General features: G+C 49.1%; 16 protein-coding genes. 8 read left to right on the top strand and 8 right to left on the bottom strand.

Annotation, left to right across the window (positions count from 1 at the left end; all coding sequences use genetic code 11):
• Positions 1–12: 12 nt before the first annotated feature.
• Together QCB45_RS05830 and folE2 are read left to right on the top strand one after the other, a co-directional pair.
• Positions 13–1,074, top strand: a complete 1,062-nt coding sequence (locus tag QCB45_RS05830) for a GTP-binding protein (RefSeq protein ID WP_279419906.1) — start codon at positions 13–15, stop codon at positions 1,072–1,074.
• 135 nt (positions 1,075–1,209) lie between these two features.
• Entirely contained in the window at positions 1,210–2,169 is a 960-nt protein-coding gene (gene folE2, locus QCB45_RS05835) for a GTP cyclohydrolase FolE2 (RefSeq protein WP_279419907.1), read from the top strand.
• A 220-nt stretch (positions 2,170–2,389) separates the two neighbouring features.
• Here folE2 and QCB45_RS05840 read toward each other — a convergent pair whose 3' ends face one another.
• Both QCB45_RS05840 and QCB45_RS05845 read right to left on the bottom strand, forming a co-directional pair.
• Entirely contained in the window at positions 2,390–3,481 is a 1,092-nt protein-coding gene (locus QCB45_RS05840) for an MBL fold metallo-hydrolase (RefSeq protein ID WP_279419908.1), read from the bottom strand.
• Between the two features lie 67 nt (positions 3,482–3,548).
• Positions 3,549–4,652, bottom strand: coding sequence for an AI-2E family transporter (locus tag QCB45_RS05845; protein ID WP_279419909.1), 1,104 nt, complete (start codon positions 4,650–4,652; stop codon positions 3,549–3,551).
• A gap of 45 nt (positions 4,653–4,697) precedes the next feature.
• On the opposite strand from QCB45_RS05845, the gene ppnN reads away from it, so the two are divergent.
• Together ppnN and QCB45_RS05855 are read left to right on the top strand one after the other, a co-directional pair.
• Positions 4,698–6,068, top strand: coding sequence for a nucleotide 5'-monophosphate nucleosidase PpnN (gene ppnN / locus QCB45_RS05850; protein WP_279419910.1), 1,371 nt, complete (start codon positions 4,698–4,700; stop codon positions 6,066–6,068).
• Positions 6,069–6,089: 21 nt separating this feature from the next.
• Positions 6,090–7,313 (top strand): DEAD/DEAH box helicase, encoded by a 1,224-nt coding sequence (locus QCB45_RS05855; RefSeq protein WP_279419911.1) that lies wholly within the window; start codon positions 6,090–6,092, stop codon positions 7,311–7,313.
• A gap of 139 nt (positions 7,314–7,452) precedes the next feature.
• Here the strand turns inward: QCB45_RS05855 and QCB45_RS05860 are convergent, their stop codons facing one another.
• The 4 genes from QCB45_RS05860 to QCB45_RS05875 form a co-directional block, all read right to left on the bottom strand.
• Positions 7,453–8,226 carry an EI24 domain-containing protein gene (locus QCB45_RS05860; RefSeq protein WP_279419912.1) on the bottom strand — a complete coding sequence of 258 codons (774 nt, stop codon included), beginning with the start codon at positions 8,224–8,226 and terminating at the stop codon, positions 7,453–7,455.
• Between the two features lie 2 nt (positions 8,227–8,228).
• Positions 8,229–9,599: an NAD-dependent succinate-semialdehyde dehydrogenase gene (locus tag QCB45_RS05865; protein WP_279419913.1), complete on the bottom strand. Its 1,371-nt coding sequence runs from the start codon at positions 9,597–9,599 to the stop codon at positions 8,229–8,231.
• 18 nt (positions 9,600–9,617) lie between these two features.
• On the bottom strand, positions 9,618–10,823 hold the full coding sequence (locus tag QCB45_RS05870; protein ID WP_279419914.1) for an HDOD domain-containing protein: 1,206 nt from the start codon (positions 10,821–10,823) through the stop codon (positions 9,618–9,620).
• 133 nt (positions 10,824–10,956) lie between these two features.
• Positions 10,957–12,300, bottom strand: a complete 1,344-nt coding sequence (locus QCB45_RS05875; protein WP_279419915.1) for a dihydroorotase — start codon at positions 12,298–12,300, stop codon at positions 10,957–10,959.
• Positions 12,301–12,464: 164 nt separating this feature from the next.
• On the opposite strand from QCB45_RS05875, the gene yidD reads away from it, so the two are divergent.
• From yidD to ppx, 3 genes are all read left to right on the top strand, one after another.
• Positions 12,465–12,788 (top strand): membrane protein insertion efficiency factor YidD, encoded by a 324-nt coding sequence (gene yidD, locus QCB45_RS05880; protein WP_279419916.1) that lies wholly within the window; start codon positions 12,465–12,467, stop codon positions 12,786–12,788.
• A 129-nt stretch (positions 12,789–12,917) separates the two neighbouring features.
• Complete coding sequence (gene ppk1, locus QCB45_RS05885; RefSeq protein WP_279419917.1) at positions 12,918–15,038, top strand: polyphosphate kinase 1; 2,121 nt, start codon at positions 12,918–12,920, stop codon at positions 15,036–15,038.
• 196 nt (positions 15,039–15,234) lie between these two features.
• On the top strand, positions 15,235–16,740 hold the full coding sequence (gene ppx, locus QCB45_RS05890) for an exopolyphosphatase (RefSeq protein ID WP_279419918.1): 1,506 nt from the start codon (positions 15,235–15,237) through the stop codon (positions 16,738–16,740).
• 25 nt (positions 16,741–16,765) lie between these two features.
• Here the strand turns inward: ppx and QCB45_RS05895 are convergent, their stop codons facing one another.
• Together QCB45_RS05895 and QCB45_RS05900 are read right to left on the bottom strand one after the other, a co-directional pair.
• Positions 16,766–17,857 (bottom strand): NADP oxidoreductase, encoded by a 1,092-nt coding sequence (locus tag QCB45_RS05895; protein ID WP_279420018.1) that lies wholly within the window; start codon positions 17,855–17,857, stop codon positions 16,766–16,768.
• Between the two features lie 105 nt (positions 17,858–17,962).
• On the bottom strand, positions 17,963–18,472 hold the full coding sequence (locus QCB45_RS05900) for a hypothetical protein (RefSeq protein ID WP_279419919.1): 510 nt from the start codon (positions 18,470–18,472) through the stop codon (positions 17,963–17,965).
• A 148-nt stretch (positions 18,473–18,620) separates the two neighbouring features.
• On the opposite strand from QCB45_RS05900, the gene nfo reads away from it, so the two are divergent.
• The gene (gene nfo / locus QCB45_RS05905; RefSeq protein WP_279419920.1) at positions 18,621–19,460 is read left to right on the top strand and encodes a deoxyribonuclease IV; all 840 of its coding nucleotides are present in this window, start codon (positions 18,621–18,623) and stop codon (positions 19,458–19,460) included.
• The last annotated feature ends 26 nt before the right edge of the window (positions 19,461–19,486 follow it).

Here is a 19,486-nt window from a genome sequence, read left to right on the forward strand (position 1 = left end):
AGCAGGCAGAACATGCAGACTGAAGTCCTTCCCACTCACCTGATCACAGGCCTGCTGGGAAGCGGCAAAACCACTACGCTCCGCCAACTTATCGCACAAAAGCCCGAACAGGAACGCTGGGGAATCCTCATCAACGAGTTTGGAGACATAGACATCGATGCCGCCACGCTTGAAGGAATCCGCGAACCGGACTCTAGCGATCAAATCCAAATCAGCCAAGTCTCTGGCGGTTGCGTCTGCTGCACAGCCCAATTCGGCCTGGTTCAAGCCATCAATGCCTTATTGCAACACCCTATCGACCGCTTATGGATCGAACCGACCGGTCTCGGCCATCCGGCAAAAATTCTCGACACTCTCAAACAGACACCCTTTTCACGCACGATTGAATTACAAGCCATCAGTTGTGTAATTACGCCACAACAATTAAGCCAGGAACGCTGGGAAAAATCGGCCGTCATGCGCGACCTTGTCAATCTTGCCGATGTCATTCTGTTGAACAAAACCGATCTGGCCCCTGCTCAGGAATTGGCGGCAGCTACGGAACTGCTTGAAAACCTCTACCCGCCAAAAACAATCGTGATGCCAACACAATATGGCAAAGTGGAATTACAAACACTCCAACAACGTCATAAGCCCCAACCCTTTGTCCTGATGCAAGGATTGGAAGAACATGAAAGCCAACTGAACGTCACAACCACCAGTTTTCAAAGCCAACTTCCCGGCATGCTGGCCTGTCAAGTTTCCAAAGATAACGACCAATTACGTGCTTTGGGCTGGTTATTCGAATCCGACGTCCAGTTCAACCGGGTACGCCTGAAAGCCTTCTTTGACTGGATAGCATCCTTTATCATCCGCGCCAAAGGCCTGCTCAAAACCGGAAACGAATGGCAACTGATCAACTGGAGCGAGGATTCCGGTTTAACGTTTTCCGACGTGGCATGGCGACAAGACAGCCGTTTGGAACTGCTATTCAAAACAGACTTTTCTTCTCCAGAGTCGTCTGAAATACAAGACACTCCAAACTTTAAGGACATTGAATTTCAATTACTTAGCTGCATCAACCAACCTAAATAATAGTCATTTTTATTTCTGTAGAGGGTAAAAATTTGCTAGAATTGCCGTTTTCATTTTGACAATGGCGCTTCATAACGCATTGTCATCCAGAGTAGATTTATAAAAATACTCTCTTAAAAAGTCGAAGGAAATTGCATGACCAAGAACATGCCCGATATCGCATGCCAACCACATTTCGGCCCAACAGGAAAACTGAACTGGGTGGGAATGAGTGGAATCGAACTCCCTATTTTAGTCAAACAAGCTCAGTCCGACGGTTCTGAATCAATCGACGTACGTTTGTCTTCTCAAGCTCAAGCCTACGTCAACCTAGGCGATCCGGAAAGCAAAGGCATTCACATGTCTCGTCTCTACCTACTGTTGGATCAGATGGCGACACAACAGGCACTGACACCGAAACGCGTCAAAGCGATTTTGGAAGCTTTTATTGATTCCCATCAGACATTGAGCAGCAACGCGTTTGTTGAATTCAAGTTCGATTACTATGAGCGCCGTAACTCACTGAAAAGCGACAACAGTGGCTGGAAACACTATCCAACCACCTTGCGCGGTGAACTGCGAAACGGTCAATTCGAGTGTGAACTGTCAATTGAAATCCCATATTCGTCAACCTGCCCATGTTCTGCTGCACTGTCTCGTCAATTGATTCAGGAAGCGTTTGAAGCTCAATTCTCCGGCAAGGAACTGGATTACAAAACCGTGCTTGACTGGCTAGGTACACCGGAAGGCATCAACGCCACTCCGCACAGCCAACGTTCTTACGCTCAGGTCAAAGTCAAAGTACAGGAAAGTGATAACCTGGAAATTTCCACGTTAATCAACCAGATCGAAGACGCGGTACAAACGCCGGTACAGGCGGCGGTAAAACGTGAAGACGAGCAGGAGTTCGCTCGTTTGAACGCCAGCAACCTGATGTTCTGCGAGGACGCCGGACGCCGCTTACAAAACAAGTTGGACCAGTGCGATTACATTGACTACTGGGTTCGCGTGAACCACTTGGAAAGTCTGCACCCGCATGACGCAGTCGCTGTGGTCACCAAGGGAGTCGAAAACGGCTACATCGACGATCCTAACCTGATGGATCCTATGAAATAACCAATTTCATTTCATATTAAAAATAAAAAGCCGAAATGAGCAGGCCTGTTCATTTCGGTTTTTTTGTTTTTAAAACGAAGTACAAAAGTTCGAATGCAACAACACCAAATTGGTAATCATTTGGCTTTGATTTGAGTAAGCTCAAGACGGATTCGAGAAACGTTTAGTCAAACTAAACAAACTCGAATCCAACACAGAGATTTGCCAAATCAACTCTAAATCAGAAATCGCCGCCCGTAATTTCCGTATAGATATGGCGTGCGTTGTTCTTTGCCGCCTGCTGGAATACCGGACGATCCTTATACATCGACTGATCGACCTTTTCTGCATCCGCCATGCTTCCGCCATCGTCGACCACCTTCTGTACCGCTTTATGCAGATAGACCAAATAGTCATAGGTTTGACGTTTAATGGTCGGCATATCGGTCGGTGTGCCATGTCCCGGAATGACCGTTGTGTCCATTGGAATCTGGTCAAGCATGTTTTTGAAAGAGCCTTCCCAGGCAAACGAATCGGTATAGCTGAAGAATACAGGCATTCGCTCGTTAAATCCAATATCCCCGGTCAGAATCACTTTACGGGAAGGAATGTAAGCACTCGTTGAGGCCGGCGTATGCCCCGGACCGAAATCCTTCAACAGCACATACTCGCCACCGCCAACGTCGATTTTAAGCTCGCCGTCGAAAGTAGTGAACTTGTCGCACACATTTCTTGCCGAAGAGGTGATCGCCCTCCCCACACGGATCGACCACTCCTCTTTGATGCTCGGGAATCCGGCACGGAACTGGTCGTTCGCCATCGTACTCGAATACAGGTTCTTGACGCCCACATCAACCCAATAACTGGCTCCAAGATAAGCGTGACCTTGATTGTTTTCTACGGCGACCCACTTAACAGGCTTGTCGGTAACCTGCTTGATCTGCTTGTGGAGACTGTATGCCAGAGCCGGGTTAGCACCGGCATTAAAAACAAAGACACCGTCTTTGAAAACGATAAACGAAAGGTTGTTATTGAGTCCGAAGTTCGAAGGGTTGTGCCAGATCATACTGCCGACAACGGTGTATACGCCGTCCTTAACCTTTACCGCCTTCGGAATCGGCAAAGCATCACCGATGTAACCGACCTTCTGTTCCGTTTTGATAACGTCCTTGGCATAAGCATCGACAGAATCTTCCAGCGTCACGCTGTGAGCACCCAACTCCTTAGCATACTGCTCGAATCCCGCGACATAAGGATCCTCTTCGGCGCTAACAGCCCCGCTGAAACCCAACAGAACTGACGACATTGCCAGTATCAAGACCCGCTTTTGCATAACCTACCCCCATATAAGTCAATGATTGCCAAATCATATTAACATTTATATTTTATGGGGATTATTACTATGTTCTATCAAGCAGATTAGAATTTTTATGCTCGTAGACATCGAAGATTGTGATCGCCATCGCAGCCATCACTGGACCGAAAAACAATCCGATCACACCGAAGTGAATCAAACCGGCGAATGTGGACAGAACCGTCAACAAAGTGTGATTCGCTACCGCCAGACCCTCGCCTGCTTGCCCCAGTGAACGAGTGATCTTATTGATCATGATCGGGCGCATGATGTTATCGATCACAAAGCCTGTGACCACCACACCCCAAAAAGCGATGACGGCTGCACTGACATAATCGCCTTGCGCAATCAGAAAAAGGGCAACCGGAATCCAGACCAACGCCGCGCCAACCACCGGAATGAAAGACGCCACAGCAATCGCCATACCGATAAACAGCCCAGGCAATCCCAACAGCCAGGAAACAATTGCGAACGAAAGCCCTTGCATCAACGCGATCCCCAGAACCGAAAGCGTCAATACCGTCGATAGACTGGCGAAACGATCCATTACCATCTTGTCGTAATGGTTTTCCAAAGGCGACAGGATTTTGAGGTGGTGCGCGATCTTATGACCATCACGGTAGAAGAAAAACAGCGCGAACACCGACAAACCGATGAAGGTCACGAATGAGGAAGTACTGCCGACAATCCCTTCCAACAAAAACAACGTGATCTTTTGTGCGAAGGCGATGATTTTTTCCGAATTGTTCTTCAACTGCTCCAAAGCACTCAACTGCGCCTCATTGCTCAACGGCAGATAACTTAACAGAGTCTGGTTCATTTTCGCCAAGCTTTCTGCATCCTGCTGTGCAAACCAAGCCTGGGCACTGCCGTACAAGTTCCCCACTTGAAGACTCACCTCCACCAACAGATAAGTTACCGGAGCGATGACCACGACGAAAACCAATAAACTCATCGCTGTGGCCGCCATGGTTTCCGAATCATCGAACCGCGTCAGCAAGCGGCTATAAAACCCGTAACTCGCGGTCGCAAGAATCATCGCAAAGAACAATGCTTCCAAAAAAGGCGAAAATAACCACAACAAGCCAAACAGCGCTAACAACAGTAAAATGAGTAAAAAGCCTTCCTCATAGGGAGCATTTGAACGCATAATAGACCTCAGAAAGTATTCGAGCAAAATAAAGAGTACCCTACCATGAACCAAAAAATTGAAAAAGTGATAATTCGCCCGGAAGGCTCGCTACAGATACTCTCCTATCAAGAAGCCGAACAGCTCAGTGACATGAGTGCGGGCGGCTTGAACGACTTGCTTCGCCAGTGTGCTCTTGCTGTTCTTAATACCGGCTCTAAAGAAGACAGCGGTCTGGCGCTATTGGAGGCCTATCCCGATTTCGAAATCGATGTCGCGGTCAAAGGTCGCGGGGTACAGCTCATCATCACCCATCCGCCGCAACACGCCTTTGTCGACGGCGAAATGATCGTCGGTCTTAAAGAGCATCTTTATGCCGTGTTGCGCGACTTGGTCTATGCCCGCAACGAAATCCTGGAATCGGGACAGTATGACCTGAACGACAGCTTGGGTATCACCAACGCGATCTTCCATATCGCGCGTAACGCCAGATTGTTACATCCTGGCGCCATTCCCAACGTCATTGTTTGCTGGGGTGGACACTCCATTTCAAGAGAAGAGTACGACTACTCGAAACACCAAGGTTATGAGCTTGGCTTGCGCGGTCTCGACATCTGTACCGGATGTGGTCCGGGCGCAATGAAAGGCCCAATGAAAGGGGCCGTGCTTGGGCATGGAAAACAACGTTACGCCAACGGCCGTTACATCGGCATCAGCGAACCGGGCATCATCGCCGCCGAAGCACCGAACGCCATCGTCAACGAACTGTGCATCCTTCCGGACATCGAAAAACGTCTGGAAGCGTTCGTGCGCATTGGACACGGCATCATCGTCTTCCCGGGCGGCGTCGGTACCATGGAAGAGATTCTCTACCTGATCAGCATCCTGTTGCACCCAAAGAATAAAGATATGCCTTTCCCGCTGATTCTGACCGGTCCGGAAAACAGCAGAGGTTACTTCGACAGCATCCGTGAATTCATTTCCGTGACACTGGGCGAACCGGCTCTGGAACTGCTGAACATCGTCGTCGACGACACCAACCTGGTCGCGCAACAAATGAAGCAAGCCATGCAGGAAGTACGTCACGATCGCAAAGAGACTAGCGACGCCTACTACTACAACTGGCGACTACACATCGAACTCGACCAACAACAGCCGTTTGTTCCGACTCACGCCAATATGGCGAACCTGAATCTACACAAGAACCAGCCTATTCACCAGCTTGCAAGTCAACTGCGCAAGGCTTTCTCGGGTATTGTCGCCGGTAACGTTAAGGCGGACGGGATTCGCGAGATCGAATTCCACGGGCCTTTCGAACTGAATGGTGACCCTGAAATCATGCAGGCAATGGATGTGCTTCTGGAGAGTTTTGTTGAACAAAAACGCATGAAAATCGACGCAAGCACGTATAATCCCTGCTATAAGATTATTCGTTGATAAAACCACCCTGAGACTCGCATGACATTTGAAGATTTCGACCTAGATGAAGCACTACTGAGTGCCATTGAAAAACAGGCTTTCCATAAACCGACACCGGTTCAGGCAGAGGTCATTCCGGCTATGCTGGAACGCCAAGACGTTTTGGCCGGCGCCGCGACCGGAACCGGTAAAACGGCTGCATTCGTGTTACCGCTGTTGCAATACCTGCTGGACGAACCCAAACATGCCCGCCATCCACGTGCACTGTTGTTAGCTCCAACACGGGAGTTGGCGTTTCAGATTCACAAGGTTATCAAACAGCTTGGAACTTTCTGCAACTTCAAAACCGCCATCATCACCGGTGGTTTCGACAAGAAAAATCAGTTCAAGACCCTTTCCGAACCGTTCGACATCCTGGTGGCGACGCCCGGCCGTCTGACCTATTTGATGGCGGAAGGCGGAGTTAACCTATCCGAAATCGAGATGGTCATCATCGACGAAGCCGACCGCATGCTGGACATGGGGCTTGGAAAAGACGTGCTGGCACTGCTGGATGCCATACCTGGCGATTTCCAGGCCGGCCTGTTCTCCGCTACTCTGGCGGGCAGCGGTGTGCGCAAATTCGCCGAGGAGATTCTTGAGGAACCGGCAACCATCCAGATCGAAGCGCCGAACCAAAAATCGGAACAAATTCAACAGGTGGTGTACCTGGCCAATGATAAGGAACACAAGCAAGCATTGCTGGAGAGCATCCTCAATGATGCTTCCTGCGAAAGCGCGATCGTCTTCTGCAACAAAAAAGAACGCGCCATCGAAGTCACCGACTGGTTACAATCGCGCAACATCTCGGCTCAGGTGCTGCACGGCGATTTCATCCAAGCGGTGCGTATGGATAAGATGCATAAGTTCAAGACCGGCAAGATCAAAGTCTTGGTCGCTACCGATGTTGCGGCTCGTGGACTGGATCTGCTCAATATCACGCACGTGGTCAACTACGACATGCCGTTCCGCGGTGACGTCTATATCCACCGTATCGGCCGAACCGGACGCGCTCAACAGGTCGGGATCGCCGTCAACCTGGTAGAACGTCATGACATCGAGCACCTGCAGCGTATCGAATACCACCTTCAACAGAGTCTTCCTGTCGCCAAGATCGAAGGACTAGAAGCCAATTTCAAGCTCAAAGATGTGCTTAAAAAAGCTTCCAGTAAAAAGAAGAAAAAGAAACCGGCTTCCAAAGCCAAAAAGAAAAGTAAAAAATAAAACCGGTTAAATCGGACAGGCCTGTCCGGTTTTCCAAAACCCTTTTCGGCTCGCTTTACAGCCTTAAAGACATAAAAAAAGCGGTGTATCCCGTGTGATACACCGCTTTTTCATTTCCATAACTTTTTGTCTTTTCTGATTACGATTCCGTTTGCTTCGGCATAGTTGATAACACATCCAGATAATAATGTGCCATGGCAATCACCGCCAAAACCGGTGCAAACAAACTTAATACCGGCAACAGACTTAAAGCGAAGAAACCCGCCAGTGCCAAGGTAGACGTCCAGTTACCAAGCGACTTCACTTCATTGAAGATCTTTTCCGGCAAAATCACCTGACCGACATCCAGAACCACCGAATAGCGAAAGAACAAGAATCCAAGAAGCCAGAACCATAGGATATTGATCAATGGAATGAACAGCATCGGAACCGTCACCAAAAACAGCAACAGCATCAACAGGCCGAATTTCAGAAGCTTCCACAACATACCGGACATGGTGCCATGTCCTTCATAATGAGTGTGCGGGTAATGTTTGTCATGCACCGCCTTCACCAAACTATCGGTCATGAAACCGGTGATGATCATCGCAAACAGAAGAATCAGATAACTGCCAAGCAACACGCCCAACACACCCGCAATCACGGTGATCGCAAATCCCAAAATCCACAGAATCATCCCACCAATCAAGGGGATCGAGCCAATGGTCTCTTCAGCGGACGTTGTCCAGCTATTGAAGTCCTGAACCATCGGATTCTGAGTGACGAAATCGCTCATCATGAAGAATCCGAATAGACCGTACCCCATCAAGGACACCAAAACGATTGCAGCTCCGAAAGGGATGAACAATCGCCACAAAATCGCCGGCTCTTTCAAATCCGCCAGCGTTTTCCAGAACAGGTCAAAAGTCGTCATGACTACTTGATCCAGACTGACTTGATGTTGGTGAACTCGCGGATACCATGAACCGAAAGCTCGCGGCCGTAACCGGAATTCTTAACTCCACCAAACGGTAATCTTGGATCAGAGAACGTTGTACTGTTGATGTAGGTCGCTCCCGATTCCATACCACGTGCCATAGTCTCCGCCGTGGCGATGTCGTCGCTCCAGATCGAACCACCCAATCCGAAATCGACCGAATTGGCGATTCCCAAAGCATGCGCCGGCTCGCTGGCTTTCAATACAATGGCCACAGGGCCGAAAAACTCTTCATTATAAGCCGGCATGTTACTGGTGACATTGGTCAGGATAGTCGGTGCGTAATAACAACCTGGACGATCCAACTGATAACCGCCCGTGACGATTTTCGCCCCCAATTCAACCGAACGCATTACCTGGTCATGCAATTCATCCAGCAAATCCTGGCGCGCCATCGGTGCCAAAGTGGTTTCCGGATCCATCGGATCTCCGGCCACAAAATGCGATTCAATCGCCTGCTTGAACTGCTCGATGAAGTCATCGGCAATGAACTGATCGACAATGAAACGTTTGGCGGCAATACAACTCTGCCCCATATTCACGAAACGACCTTTGATCGCCCCTTTGATTGCATCTTTTATATTGGCGTTATCCAATACGATGAACGCATCCGAACCACCCAGCTCCAAAACCGTTTTTTTCAATTCCGAACCGGCGATGCTGGCGACCTTACGGCCTGCTGATTCACTACCGGTCAACGCCACACCACGCACAGCAGGATGACGGATAACGCTCTCAACCTGAGAAGCCGAAATCATCAGAGTCGTCATACTGTATTCAGGGAATCCGGCCTTACGGAAGACTTCTTCAATGGCCAAAGCGCACTGAGGCACGTTTGAAGCGTGTTTTAACAAAACTACATTACCTGCCACCAACGCAGGCGCTGCCTGACGAAACACCTGCCAGAATGGGAAATTCCAAGGCATAACCGCTAAGATGGCTCCTAAAGGCAGGTAAGCGATATAACTTTTGCTGGCATCGGTTTCGACCATTTCGTCGGCCAAATACGCAGGACCGTTTTCAGCGTAGAATTCACAAACCCATGCCGATTTTTCAATTTCCGCTTCCGCTTCTGCGTAGGTCTTACCCATTTCCAACGTAATCAATTCCGCCAGCAGATCGCTGTCGTCGCGGAGCACATCGGCAACGCGTTTCATCAAGGCACAGCGGTCTTCGATTGGTGTCAACTTGGACCAGTCCGGAAAATGGTAACCTGCCTGAGTGACCACATCATCCAGAGTTTCCTGATCCCAGACATCAAATTCCGCTAATAATTCACCCGTCGCTGGGTTGATCGACTGCATTGCCATGACTACTCCTAAAAACGTTTACGCTGTGACCGCTTGCTGAGCCCAAGCCGCAGCGGAAAGAAAATTATTGCTGATCCGGGTGATTCCCATCCCTTCAAAGGTAAGGTTCTCGGCTTCGTCTGGTCGATGCTGCAAAACATCCAAAATCTCCAACACCTGTCCCATTGGTCCGTCATGACTAATCAACGCATTGCCCAGATCTTCGCTCAAAGGCAAAGCTTCGGCGATTTCTTTAATCGGCATTTTAAAGTAGGCATCCAGATTCGACAGCAAACCGACCAGGAAAAAGCTGTCCTTGTCGTGCGACTTCCCGCTCTGACTGGACATCAACTCACAGAACTTGGCGTTTAATAACGAGGTTGTGAGAAGTTCCTGCGGAACGTCTTCCAGGCTCGACAACATCAAAAGATTGACCCAGAACTTCAATCGCTTCAAGCCCATATACTTCAGACCGTCGGCGATATTTTCAACTTTAACCGGAATGTCGTTTGCAGGATGATTGATTGCCATCAGCAATTTATGACTTAAACCGACGTCCTGTGAAATGACGGTCGTCAAATCGTCAAAGTCGGTCTCGGGGGAATTAACCTTAGCCATAAGCTGTAACAGGTTGAGAGGGTTACCGGACAACTTTCGTCCATTGACGACAGTTGGATTGGTAAAGAAGTAGCCCTGAAAATAATCAAATCCTATCTGTTTAAGGTGTTTGAACTCATCTTCACTCTGCACCGCTTTTGCAATCACCTTGATGCCCTTCTCATGAAGGTGTTCAACCATATCTTTCAACTGGATTTCAGAAAAGTCTTTTACTCGAATCTTTGCATAAGCTGTGATGGTGGAAAGCTTCTCACAGGCCTCGTTAGCGGTATATTCATCCAGAAGGAAATGATAACCTTTGACTTTAAGCTCTTTGAGATTTCGCAGGATATCCACTTTATCAAGAATGTCGGTCTTGACCTCTAGAACCACCAGATGGTCGGAGGTGAATTTATCGATATGTTCGGCTGATAACATGCTAGCCGGCAGGTGCAACATGGAAGGATAACTTCCTACAATGGCTTGAAATCCTATATCTTCTTCTGTCTTATCGATCAGTTCTTCCGTTGCCGACACGGATTGAACGTTTGGATTCATTCCCTGATGAAATCGGAGCTCGTAAGCATACAGCTTCATATTCCCATCAAGAATCGGTTGTCGACCGATATAAACATTAGAATTGTCCATATATTTTCACCTTGAGCCCTCTTCGCCGCATTGTCTAAAACTTTACGACGTTTATATTATTCATTCAAGCTCTACAAAAGCCTAAAAACCCAGCAGCCCTGCTATTTTTTCGACATCCTTGCCAACATTGTAATCAACGATTGAACAGCAGACGCTGTCCCGGCGTGAATTCGGCGAATTCACCCTGATAATATTTCAACTCACCCGAGACAATTGTCCCTATGACTGTCGACTTGAAAGTATGCCCTTCCCATGGAGACCACTGACACTTATAAAGAATGTGTTCTTTATCATCGGTATGTGGTTTATTCATATCCACCAATACCAAGTCCGCCCAGTACCCCTCGCGAATGAATCCGCGGTCTTCGATCTGATAGCGGATGGCGACATTGTGCGCGATTTTCTGAACCACGGTATGCAAATCAAACACTCCGTCATGCACCATATCCAACAGGGCAGACAGGGACTGTTGAACCTGAGGAAGGCCGGAAGGCGCGGTAAAATATTTATTCTGTTTTTCGGCGTCCGTATGTGGTGCATGGTCGGTGGCGATGATATCGATACGACCTTCACGAACCGCCTGACGGATCGCATCACGGTCAGATTGTTTCTTAATCGCCGGGTTACACTTGATATACGCACCCTTGGTGGCGTAATCCTCTTCCGTGAACCACAGATGATGCACACACGCTTCAGCGGTGATCTTCTTACCTTCAACCGGGCCAGGTTCAAACAGCTCCATCTCTTCGGCAGTGGTCAAATGCAAAATGTGCAAATCCGCCCCCGTCTGCTTTGCCAAATCCACGGCGAAAGAAGATGATTTGTAACAGGCTTCACGGCAACGGATTTCCGGGTGTGCTTCCATCGGCACATCTTCGCCGTACTGCTCTCGGTACTTAGCTTCCTGAGCCTGGATCATAGGCGTATCTTCACAGTGAGTCGTAATCAGAGTCGGACTGTAAGTGAAAATCTCACGCAACGCCTGTTCGCGATCCACCAGCATATTCCCGGTCGACGCCCCCATGAACACTTTAACACCACAAACATTTCGTGGATTGACCTTTTTCAATTCTTCGATATTGTCGTTGGTCGCGCCGAAATAGAAAGAATAGTTAACCCAGGACTTTTCCGCGCCAATCTTGTACTTGGCTTCCAGATTTTCGATCGTCGTCGTGGTCGGTTTGACGTTCGGCATATCCATGAACGCCGTGGTTCCGCCTGCCAGCGCCGCTTTGGATTCGGTCGCGATATCCCCTTTACTGGTCAGCCCCGGATCTCTGAAATGCACCTGATCATCGATCATACCCGGCAACAAGGTCAAGCCCCGGGCATCAATGACTTTATCAGCGTCGGCCTCTATGTTATCCGAGATTTTAGCAATACGCCCGTTTTGAATCAGAACATCCGCAACCCGGCTTTCACCCTCATTGACAAGGGTGGCCTGCGAGATCAATATGCTTTTTAGGGATTCACTCATAACAACACTCTTCCTTTTGACGCTTTCAAGCCTTATCCAGCTTCCATGTTTGCGGGTTATTTTATCCTGAATGCCTCTATTCAGGTGGGTCTTTTTCACAAAAATCCCGGGGACGCGGGTAGAATAAAACCCCAGCCCCGTTTTCACCCTTTTAAGGCCAGACTATGAATCCAATCAAGTGGTTACTCATTGGTATTGTACGTTTCTATCAACTGTTTATCAGCCCGCTGATCGGACCTCGCTGTAGGTTCTACCCAACCTGCTCCAGTTACACAATTGAAGCCATCCAAAAACACGGCGTTTTATGCGGAAGCTGGCTGGCAATCAAACGCATCGGCCGCTGCCATCCAGCCAATCCGGGAGGCGTCGATCCGGTCCCTGAATGCGGTTGCCGCTCAAAATCCGATTGTCACGAACACAATCAGGAAAACAAAGCGGTGAAAGATGAAACCGAAAAGCCAATGGAAACCGACCCTTCCAAACAATAGAAGTTCCACCTTCATATTCATGACGCTGTCATATTTTTGCTCAAAAATAAGCTACAATTAACAAGCACATTTCCGATAGATTTACGGCAATGTACGTGCATTTCGATCAACGGCAACAAAGGGGCAGCCATGCAAACAGAAAACGAGACGATTACGACTGAAACTTATCCGCGCTACATCAACCGCGAACGCAGTCTTTTGGAATTCAATCGTCGAGTGCTGGCCCAGGCTAAAAATCCGGACATCCCGCTTCTGGAACGCCTTAAATTTTTGTGTATCTCCAGCAGTAACATGGACGAATTTTTCGAAGTACGCCTTGCCAGTTTGTATGAACTTCAATGCGAACCCAATGCACGTACCAAACCCGACAATATGTCTCCCCAGGAAGCGATCGACATGCTCGGCGAAACCGCGCATGAAATCGTCGAAGACCAGTACCACACTTTAAATAACGTCCTCATCCCGGAACTCGAAAAAGAAAACATTCGCTTTTTACGCCGCAATCACTGGAGCGACCAGCATAAGGAATGGATCCGCAACTTTTTCATCGACTCACTGCATCCCGTTTTGAGTCCGATGGGGCTCGATCCGTCTCACCCTTTTCCTAAAATTCTCAACAAGAGTTTGAACTTCATCGTCTCTCTAGAAGGCAAGGATGCTTTCGGTCGTTCCAACGGTCTGGCGGTTGTACAGGTTCCGCGCTCTCTGCCACGTTTGATTAAACTGCCAAGTGAAGCAACCGACGGTGAAAACGATTTCGTATTCCTTTCGTCGATTCTACACGCCAATGTCGCTACCCTGTTTCCGGGCATGACCGTCACCGGCTGTTATCAATTCAGGGTTACCCGTAATACCAACTTGTTCATCGACGAAGAAGAAGTCGAAGACATCATGCGTGCCCTTAAAGGTGAGCTGACCGGACGTCAGTACGGTGGTGCGATCCGTCTGGAGGTAGCCGATAACTGTCCGCGTCACATGGTCGACTACTTGTTGGACCAGTTCAATCTCAGTGAAGATGCGCTGTACCAGGTCAACGGTCCGGTGAACCTGCATCGTCTAAATGCCGTTCCGGACCTGATTGACCGTCCGGACCTGCTGTTCAAACCCTATACACCGAAGCAGCTCAACAAACAAAAACCGAACAAATCCTTCCGTCTGTTCCAACGTAAGAAAGAGACCGAAAACCTGTTTGACCGCATCAAACGCAAGGATCTACTATTACACCATCCTTACGACGCCTTCACGCCGGTCATCGATTTTCTCCAACAAGCCGCTGTGGACCCAGATGTGCTCGCCATCCGTATGACCCTGTACCGTACAGGTGAAAACTCGGCCATTATCGATGCACTGGAAAAAGCCGCCCGCAACGGCAAAGAAGTGACTGCCGTGGTGGAACTCCGAGCCCGATTCGATGAAGACACCAACATCATTCAGGCCACACGCCTGCAAGATGCCGGCGTGCATGTGGTCTATGGTGTGGTCGGTTACAAGACCCACGCCAAGATGATCCTTCTGGTTCGACGCGAAGGAGACAAGCTGCGTCACTACACCCACTTGGGAACCGGTAACTACCATCACATCACCACCCGTTTCTACACCGACTTCGGACTGTTCACCGCCAATCCGGCCATCGGTCGTGACGCTTCGAAAATCTTCCAGCAGCTCACCAGTCTGGGAGAAAGTAAAGGCTTGGAAGTGTTGCTTCAATCGCCATTCACCCTGCAGACCGGCATGATCGAACGCATCAAGCGCGAAGCTGAACACGCCCGCCAAGGCAAACCGGCACGCATCATCGCCAAAATGAACGGTCTTCAAGAACAGGGCATCATCGATGCTCTTTACGAAGCTTCCCAGGCTGGTGTCAAAATCGACCTGATCATCCGCGGCATGTGCAGCTTACGCCCGGGCATTCCCGGCTTGTCCGAAAACATCACCGTCATCAGCATTGTCGGCCGTTTCTTGGAACACCATCGGGTCTATTATTTCGAGAACAGCACCGGGGCACCGGAACTTTACTGTTCGAGTGCCGACTGGATGGGCCGCAACCTAATGTCACGAGTGGAGACCTGTTTCCCGATTCTGGATCAGAACTGCTTCCAGCAAGTCTACACGGAAGGCTTAGCAATCTACTTGGAAGACAACGTCAACGCCTGGATTCTGCAACCCGACGGTAGCTATACCAAACGCATCCCGAACGGAGCGGCGGCTTTCAGCGCTCAACAGGCTCTGATCGAAAAGTACAGTCATTAAGAAAAACGCGCTCTTGCCTTATTGGCATGCCTAAATAGTTTTATCGCCCCCCCCCTTGTAAAAAGGGGTAAACTATCAACATTTTTAAAGGCTGGAAAACGGTCTTCCAAGCGCTGAAGCCTGAGAATTTTAATGTGGACCCTCTTCTTCTTCGACGAAGCCGGTGAGCGCCCCACCCTAAGTTTGCAGTATAAAAATGACAGAAAACGAAAAAGACAACGACCTCTACGCCGCTATTGACTTAGGCTCCAACAGTTTCCATATGATCATCGCCCGTGAAGCCCACGGACAAATGCAAGTCATTGATAAACATAAGGAGATGGTTCGTCTTCGCGCCGGGCTGGATAACGAGGGAAAGTTGAGCGAGAAAGCCTTCAATAAGGCGATCGCCTGCCTGGAACGTTTCGGCCAACGCATCAATAACATCCCGCCGCAGAATGTTCGCGCCGTTGGCACCAACACCTTGCGTAACGCCAAGAACAGTCGCGAGTTCCTGAAACAGGCTAGTAAGGCCTTGGGGCACAACATCCAGATCATCGCGGGACAGGAAGAGGCACGCCTGATCTATCTCGGTGTGGCGCACGGCTTGCCCAACAACGACGAGCAACGTCTGGTCATGGACATCGGTGGAGGAAGTACCGAATACATCATCGGAAAGCGCTTCTCTCACAGCCACCTGACCAGTACCGAAATGGGCTGTGTCAGCATCACCCAGACCTATTTTCCTAACGACGAAATCACCGAATTCAATATGAATCGAGCGATTTCAACCTGTCGTCTAACCTTGCGCCCTCACCGAGCCAAGCTCAAAAAACTCGGTTGGGACTCGGCGATCGGCGCCTCCGGCTCGATCAAATCCATCGGCCAGATACTCGAACTCAACCAGTGGAGCGAAAGCGGCATCACCCTTGAGGGCATGTACAAGTTAAGGGACGCCCTAATTGAAGCAGGCAACGCCAACAACCTGTCTTTGGAAGGACTTAAAGATGAACGCCGTCCGGTTCTGGCCGGCGGACTAGCGGTTCTTATCGCCACCTTCGAAGAGCTTGGAATTGAACAAATGCAAGTTTCATCCAACGCCCTGCGCGAGGGCCTGGTCTTCGATACACTCGGCCGGCTATTTTCCGAAGACGCCCGTGAAATAAGCGTAACGGCGATGCAGAAATGGATGCGCGTCGATACCCAACAAGCCGAACATGTAGCCCAAACCGCCATGGCTCTTTTCAAGCAGGCGCACAACATCTGGCAACTTCGTAACAGTGAGTACAACTTCAAGAAAATGCTGGAATGGGCGGCTAAGCTGCACGAATGCGGCATCGCAATCAGCTACAAACGCTATCGCCAACACAGTGCCTACCTGATCTCGCAGGCGGAAATGGCCGGTTTCGACCAGCAGGAAAAACAAATGCTCAGCATACTGGTGCTGAACCACCGCGGAAAATTCATCGCGGAAGCCTATGAAGAAATCGACGTTGAACCGCAAAAACTGTTGTATTTGACGGTTTTACTAAGACTGGCCGTACGGATTCACCGTGGTCGTGATTTCGAAGCCCTCAAACCGATCCTTTACATCGAAAACGATAACCAGCTTCATTTGGAATTCGAAGATCAGTGGCTGGATCAACACCCATTGACGCGACTGGATTTGGAGATCGAAGCCAAGCGTTTGGATGCCGCCGGCTTCAAATTAACGTTCGAATAGTTGAATGGGGGATATCGTCGTCCCCTTAATAAACATCCATCTGCAAACGCTTGGTTTTACGCCACGACTGCCACATCTGCTGAGCGGCTTCGTGATCGATTCCGGCAAACGATTCAATAATCCTCGCCCAGGTCTCGGCCACATCTTTGGCCATACCGTACTGGCTTCCGCAGATATAGATATGCGCACCCTTCTGCATCAAATCCCACAAAACGTCCCGCTGCTCCCAAATTCGGTCCTGAACGTAACATTTGTCCTGCTGATCCCTTGAAAATGCGGTAAACAATGCCAACTTGTTTTGATCCTGCCAAGTCGTCAACACGTCTTCAAATAAAAACGAACAGGCCTGGTGGGTTTCGCCGAAGAACAGTAAATTCTCTCCCTTAGCGTCATTGACGACTCGGTGCTGCATAAAACCAATAAACGGCGCGACTCCGGTCCCAGCTCCGATCATGACAATCGGCGTATCCGGATCTTCCGGCAACTGGAATGTCGGGGTTGGTTTGAATTCAGTCGCCACTTCGGTACCAACAGAAAATTGGCTGATTGCGTAACTGGCCACACCGTGATGGACTCTTGGAGAGATGTGTTCGTTGATATAAGTAACTTGCTTGACCACCAGATGCACCTCGTTACCCACCGCTTCCGTTGCCGAAGCAATCGAATAATAACGCGGCCCCAAAGGTGACAACAGACTCAAAAATTCAACGCCCATGGCATTCAGGCTTGGAAAAACATCCAACAAATCCAGAATATCCCTGCCGTAAGCGAAGTCCATCATCGCTTGACGATCAGCCCAATCACCCAGCTGGTACTGACGCTGAAGTTTGTTCAAGATGGCGGGATTCAATTGAGAGATTTCCAGGTATTTGCCCAAAGCATCGCGTACGCTGACGATTCCAACCTTTCTAAGTTCGATGGTTTCGTCACCCTGCAGCCCAAGACGCTCCAATATCGGTTCAACCCATTCTGGTTGGTTTGCAGCCTGAATCGTCAGCCAGTCGCCCGGCCGGTATTCCAGCAGTTCTCCCGGCTCTGGAACCAGAACAAGATGATAAATTGCCTTGTCTTCACAAAGCGGTGTCAGGTTTTGATTACTTTTGACAATAAGACGCATCACAAAAAGATTCACCTAAAGTTACTTGAGTGAAATCATTCTAGCATGCAAATAAGAAGTGTCAGCGAAGTGTCGGCCCCTTAGAGATAAAGAGGCCTGAAAAAATTACTGGAGCCTTTCGATCAGCACGGTCATCCAGGGTGCCGTCACCAAAATCGTCACAGCCGACATCAAACCCGCCACCAAGCCGATTCCAACCTGAGGAATGATGCTATTCTGCTTGATTTCAATATCGGACATTTGACGCTCAACCGAAGAAAAAATATCCACCTGCTTTTTCAAAAGACCGTTCAAGGTACGAATCTGCTTGAACAGCAACTGCTGCTCTTTCTCCACCATGCTACGAGACTTGCTGGATTGCTCTTCCAAAGTACGCATCTGCTGAGCCATCTGACCAATTGAAGCATCCATCTGTGCAACCAGATTTTTCAAAGCGGTCTTGTCTTCATTCAACCACTCGAAATCCGGTGTCACCATATCCGACATATCCATATCACTGTGCAGATCTTTCTTGTCATGAGTATAGCCACCGTTATTGCGGTGACGACGCATCGCCTGCTCCAACAACACGCTTTTTGACCCTAAAGGCTCGACTTTTCTCAAATCAATCGCCATACTTTTCTTCCTTGTGCCATATCCCACCTCGCAAAAAGAGGTGTCAATTATTTGTCTATCGATGATTAGATATCATTCTGTTACTGAGACATATGCAGGGAGTGTGCCAACTTTTAAATTATTGAGAATAAATTCACGGGAATGGATCATGAAATACATCGGAGCCCACGTTTCCGCAGCAGGCGGTGTTGAAAACGCCCCTATTCGTGCGCATGAAATCGGCGCGACCGCCTTTGCGCTGTTTACCAAAAACCAGCGGCAGTGGGTTGCGAAACCGCTAACCGAAAAAAGCATCGAACAGTTTAAAGCCAACTGCGAACGTTATGGTTACACTTCCAAACAGATTCTGCCGCACGACAGTTACCTGATCAACTTGGGACATCCCGATGTCGACAAACGCCAGAAGTCACTGGATGCCTTTATCGACGAACTGCAACGTTGCGAACAACTCGGGATCACGTTGCTCAACTTTCACCCAGGCAGTCATTTAAGAGAAATTTCCGAAGAACAATGTCTCGATTACATCGCCGAATCAATCAATTTCGCGCTCGACCAGACTAAAAGTGTCACTGCCGTCATCGAAAACACTGCCGGACAAGGTTCCAACTTGGGCTATAAACACGAACAACTCGCCTACCTGATCGATAAAGTCGAAGACAAAACCCGTATTGGCGTTTGCTTCGACACCTGCCATGCCTATGCAGCCGGTTACGACCTTAAAAACGACTACGAAGGCGTCATGAGTGATTTTGAAAACGTGGTCGGATTTGAATACCTAAAGGGCATGCACCTGAACGATTCCAAAGCCAAGCTTGGCCAGAAACTCGACCGCCATCACAGCCTGGGTGCCGGTGAAATCGGCTGGGAAGCATTCAAAAAACTCATGCGGGATCCGCGTATTGACGAGATTCCCATGACTTTGGAAACCATCGACCCGGACATCTGGTCGAAAGAGATCCAAACCTTAAAGTCATTTGCGAAATCGTAAGATAGATTGGAAACTGCACTTATTTC

Origin of the sequence: Thiomicrorhabdus sp. ZW0627 (genome assembly GCF_029767005.1) — a bacterium.
Classification (GTDB): Bacteria; Pseudomonadota; Gammaproteobacteria; order Thiomicrospirales; family Thiomicrospiraceae; genus Thiomicrorhabdus.

What these genes read in the sequence shown, in the direction of transcription:
- QCB45_RS05830 (WP_279419906.1), top strand. Translation starts at nt 13, where the DNA reads ATGCAGACTGAAGTCCTTCCCACTCACCTGATCACAGGCCTGCTGGGA.
- folE2 (WP_279419907.1), top strand. Translation starts at nt 1,210, where the DNA reads ATGACCAAGAACATGCCCGATATCGCATGCCAACCACATTTCGGCCCA.
- QCB45_RS05840 (WP_279419908.1), bottom strand. Translation starts at nt 3,481, where the DNA reads ATGCAAAAGCGGGTCTTGATACTGGCAATGTCGTCAGTTCTGTTGGGT.
- QCB45_RS05845 (WP_279419909.1), bottom strand. Translation starts at nt 4,652, where the DNA reads ATGCGTTCAAATGCTCCCTATGAGGAAGGCTTTTTACTCATTTTACTG.
- ppnN (WP_279419910.1), top strand. Translation starts at nt 4,698, where the DNA reads ATGAACCAAAAAATTGAAAAAGTGATAATTCGCCCGGAAGGCTCGCTA.
- QCB45_RS05855 (WP_279419911.1), top strand. Translation starts at nt 6,090, where the DNA reads ATGACATTTGAAGATTTCGACCTAGATGAAGCACTACTGAGTGCCATT.
- QCB45_RS05860 (WP_279419912.1), bottom strand. Translation starts at nt 8,226, where the DNA reads ATGACGACTTTTGACCTGTTCTGGAAAACGCTGGCGGATTTGAAAGAG.
- QCB45_RS05865 (WP_279419913.1), bottom strand. Translation starts at nt 9,599, where the DNA reads ATGGCAATGCAGTCGATCAACCCAGCGACGGGTGAATTATTAGCGGAA.
- QCB45_RS05870 (WP_279419914.1), bottom strand. Translation starts at nt 10,823, where the DNA reads ATGGACAATTCTAATGTTTATATCGGTCGACAACCGATTCTTGATGGG.
- QCB45_RS05875 (WP_279419915.1), bottom strand. Translation starts at nt 12,300, where the DNA reads ATGAGTGAATCCCTAAAAAGCATATTGATCTCGCAGGCCACCCTTGTC.
- yidD (WP_279419916.1), top strand. Translation starts at nt 12,465, where the DNA reads ATGAATCCAATCAAGTGGTTACTCATTGGTATTGTACGTTTCTATCAA.
- ppk1 (WP_279419917.1), top strand. Translation starts at nt 12,918, where the DNA reads ATGCAAACAGAAAACGAGACGATTACGACTGAAACTTATCCGCGCTAC.
- ppx (WP_279419918.1), top strand. Translation starts at nt 15,235, where the DNA reads ATGACAGAAAACGAAAAAGACAACGACCTCTACGCCGCTATTGACTTA.
- QCB45_RS05895 (WP_279420018.1), bottom strand. Translation starts at nt 17,857, where the DNA reads ATGCGTCTTATTGTCAAAAGTAATCAAAACCTGACACCGCTTTGTGAA.
- QCB45_RS05900 (WP_279419919.1), bottom strand. Translation starts at nt 18,472, where the DNA reads ATGGCGATTGATTTGAGAAAAGTCGAGCCTTTAGGGTCAAAAAGCGTG.
- nfo (WP_279419920.1), top strand. Translation starts at nt 18,621, where the DNA reads ATGAAATACATCGGAGCCCACGTTTCCGCAGCAGGCGGTGTTGAAAAC.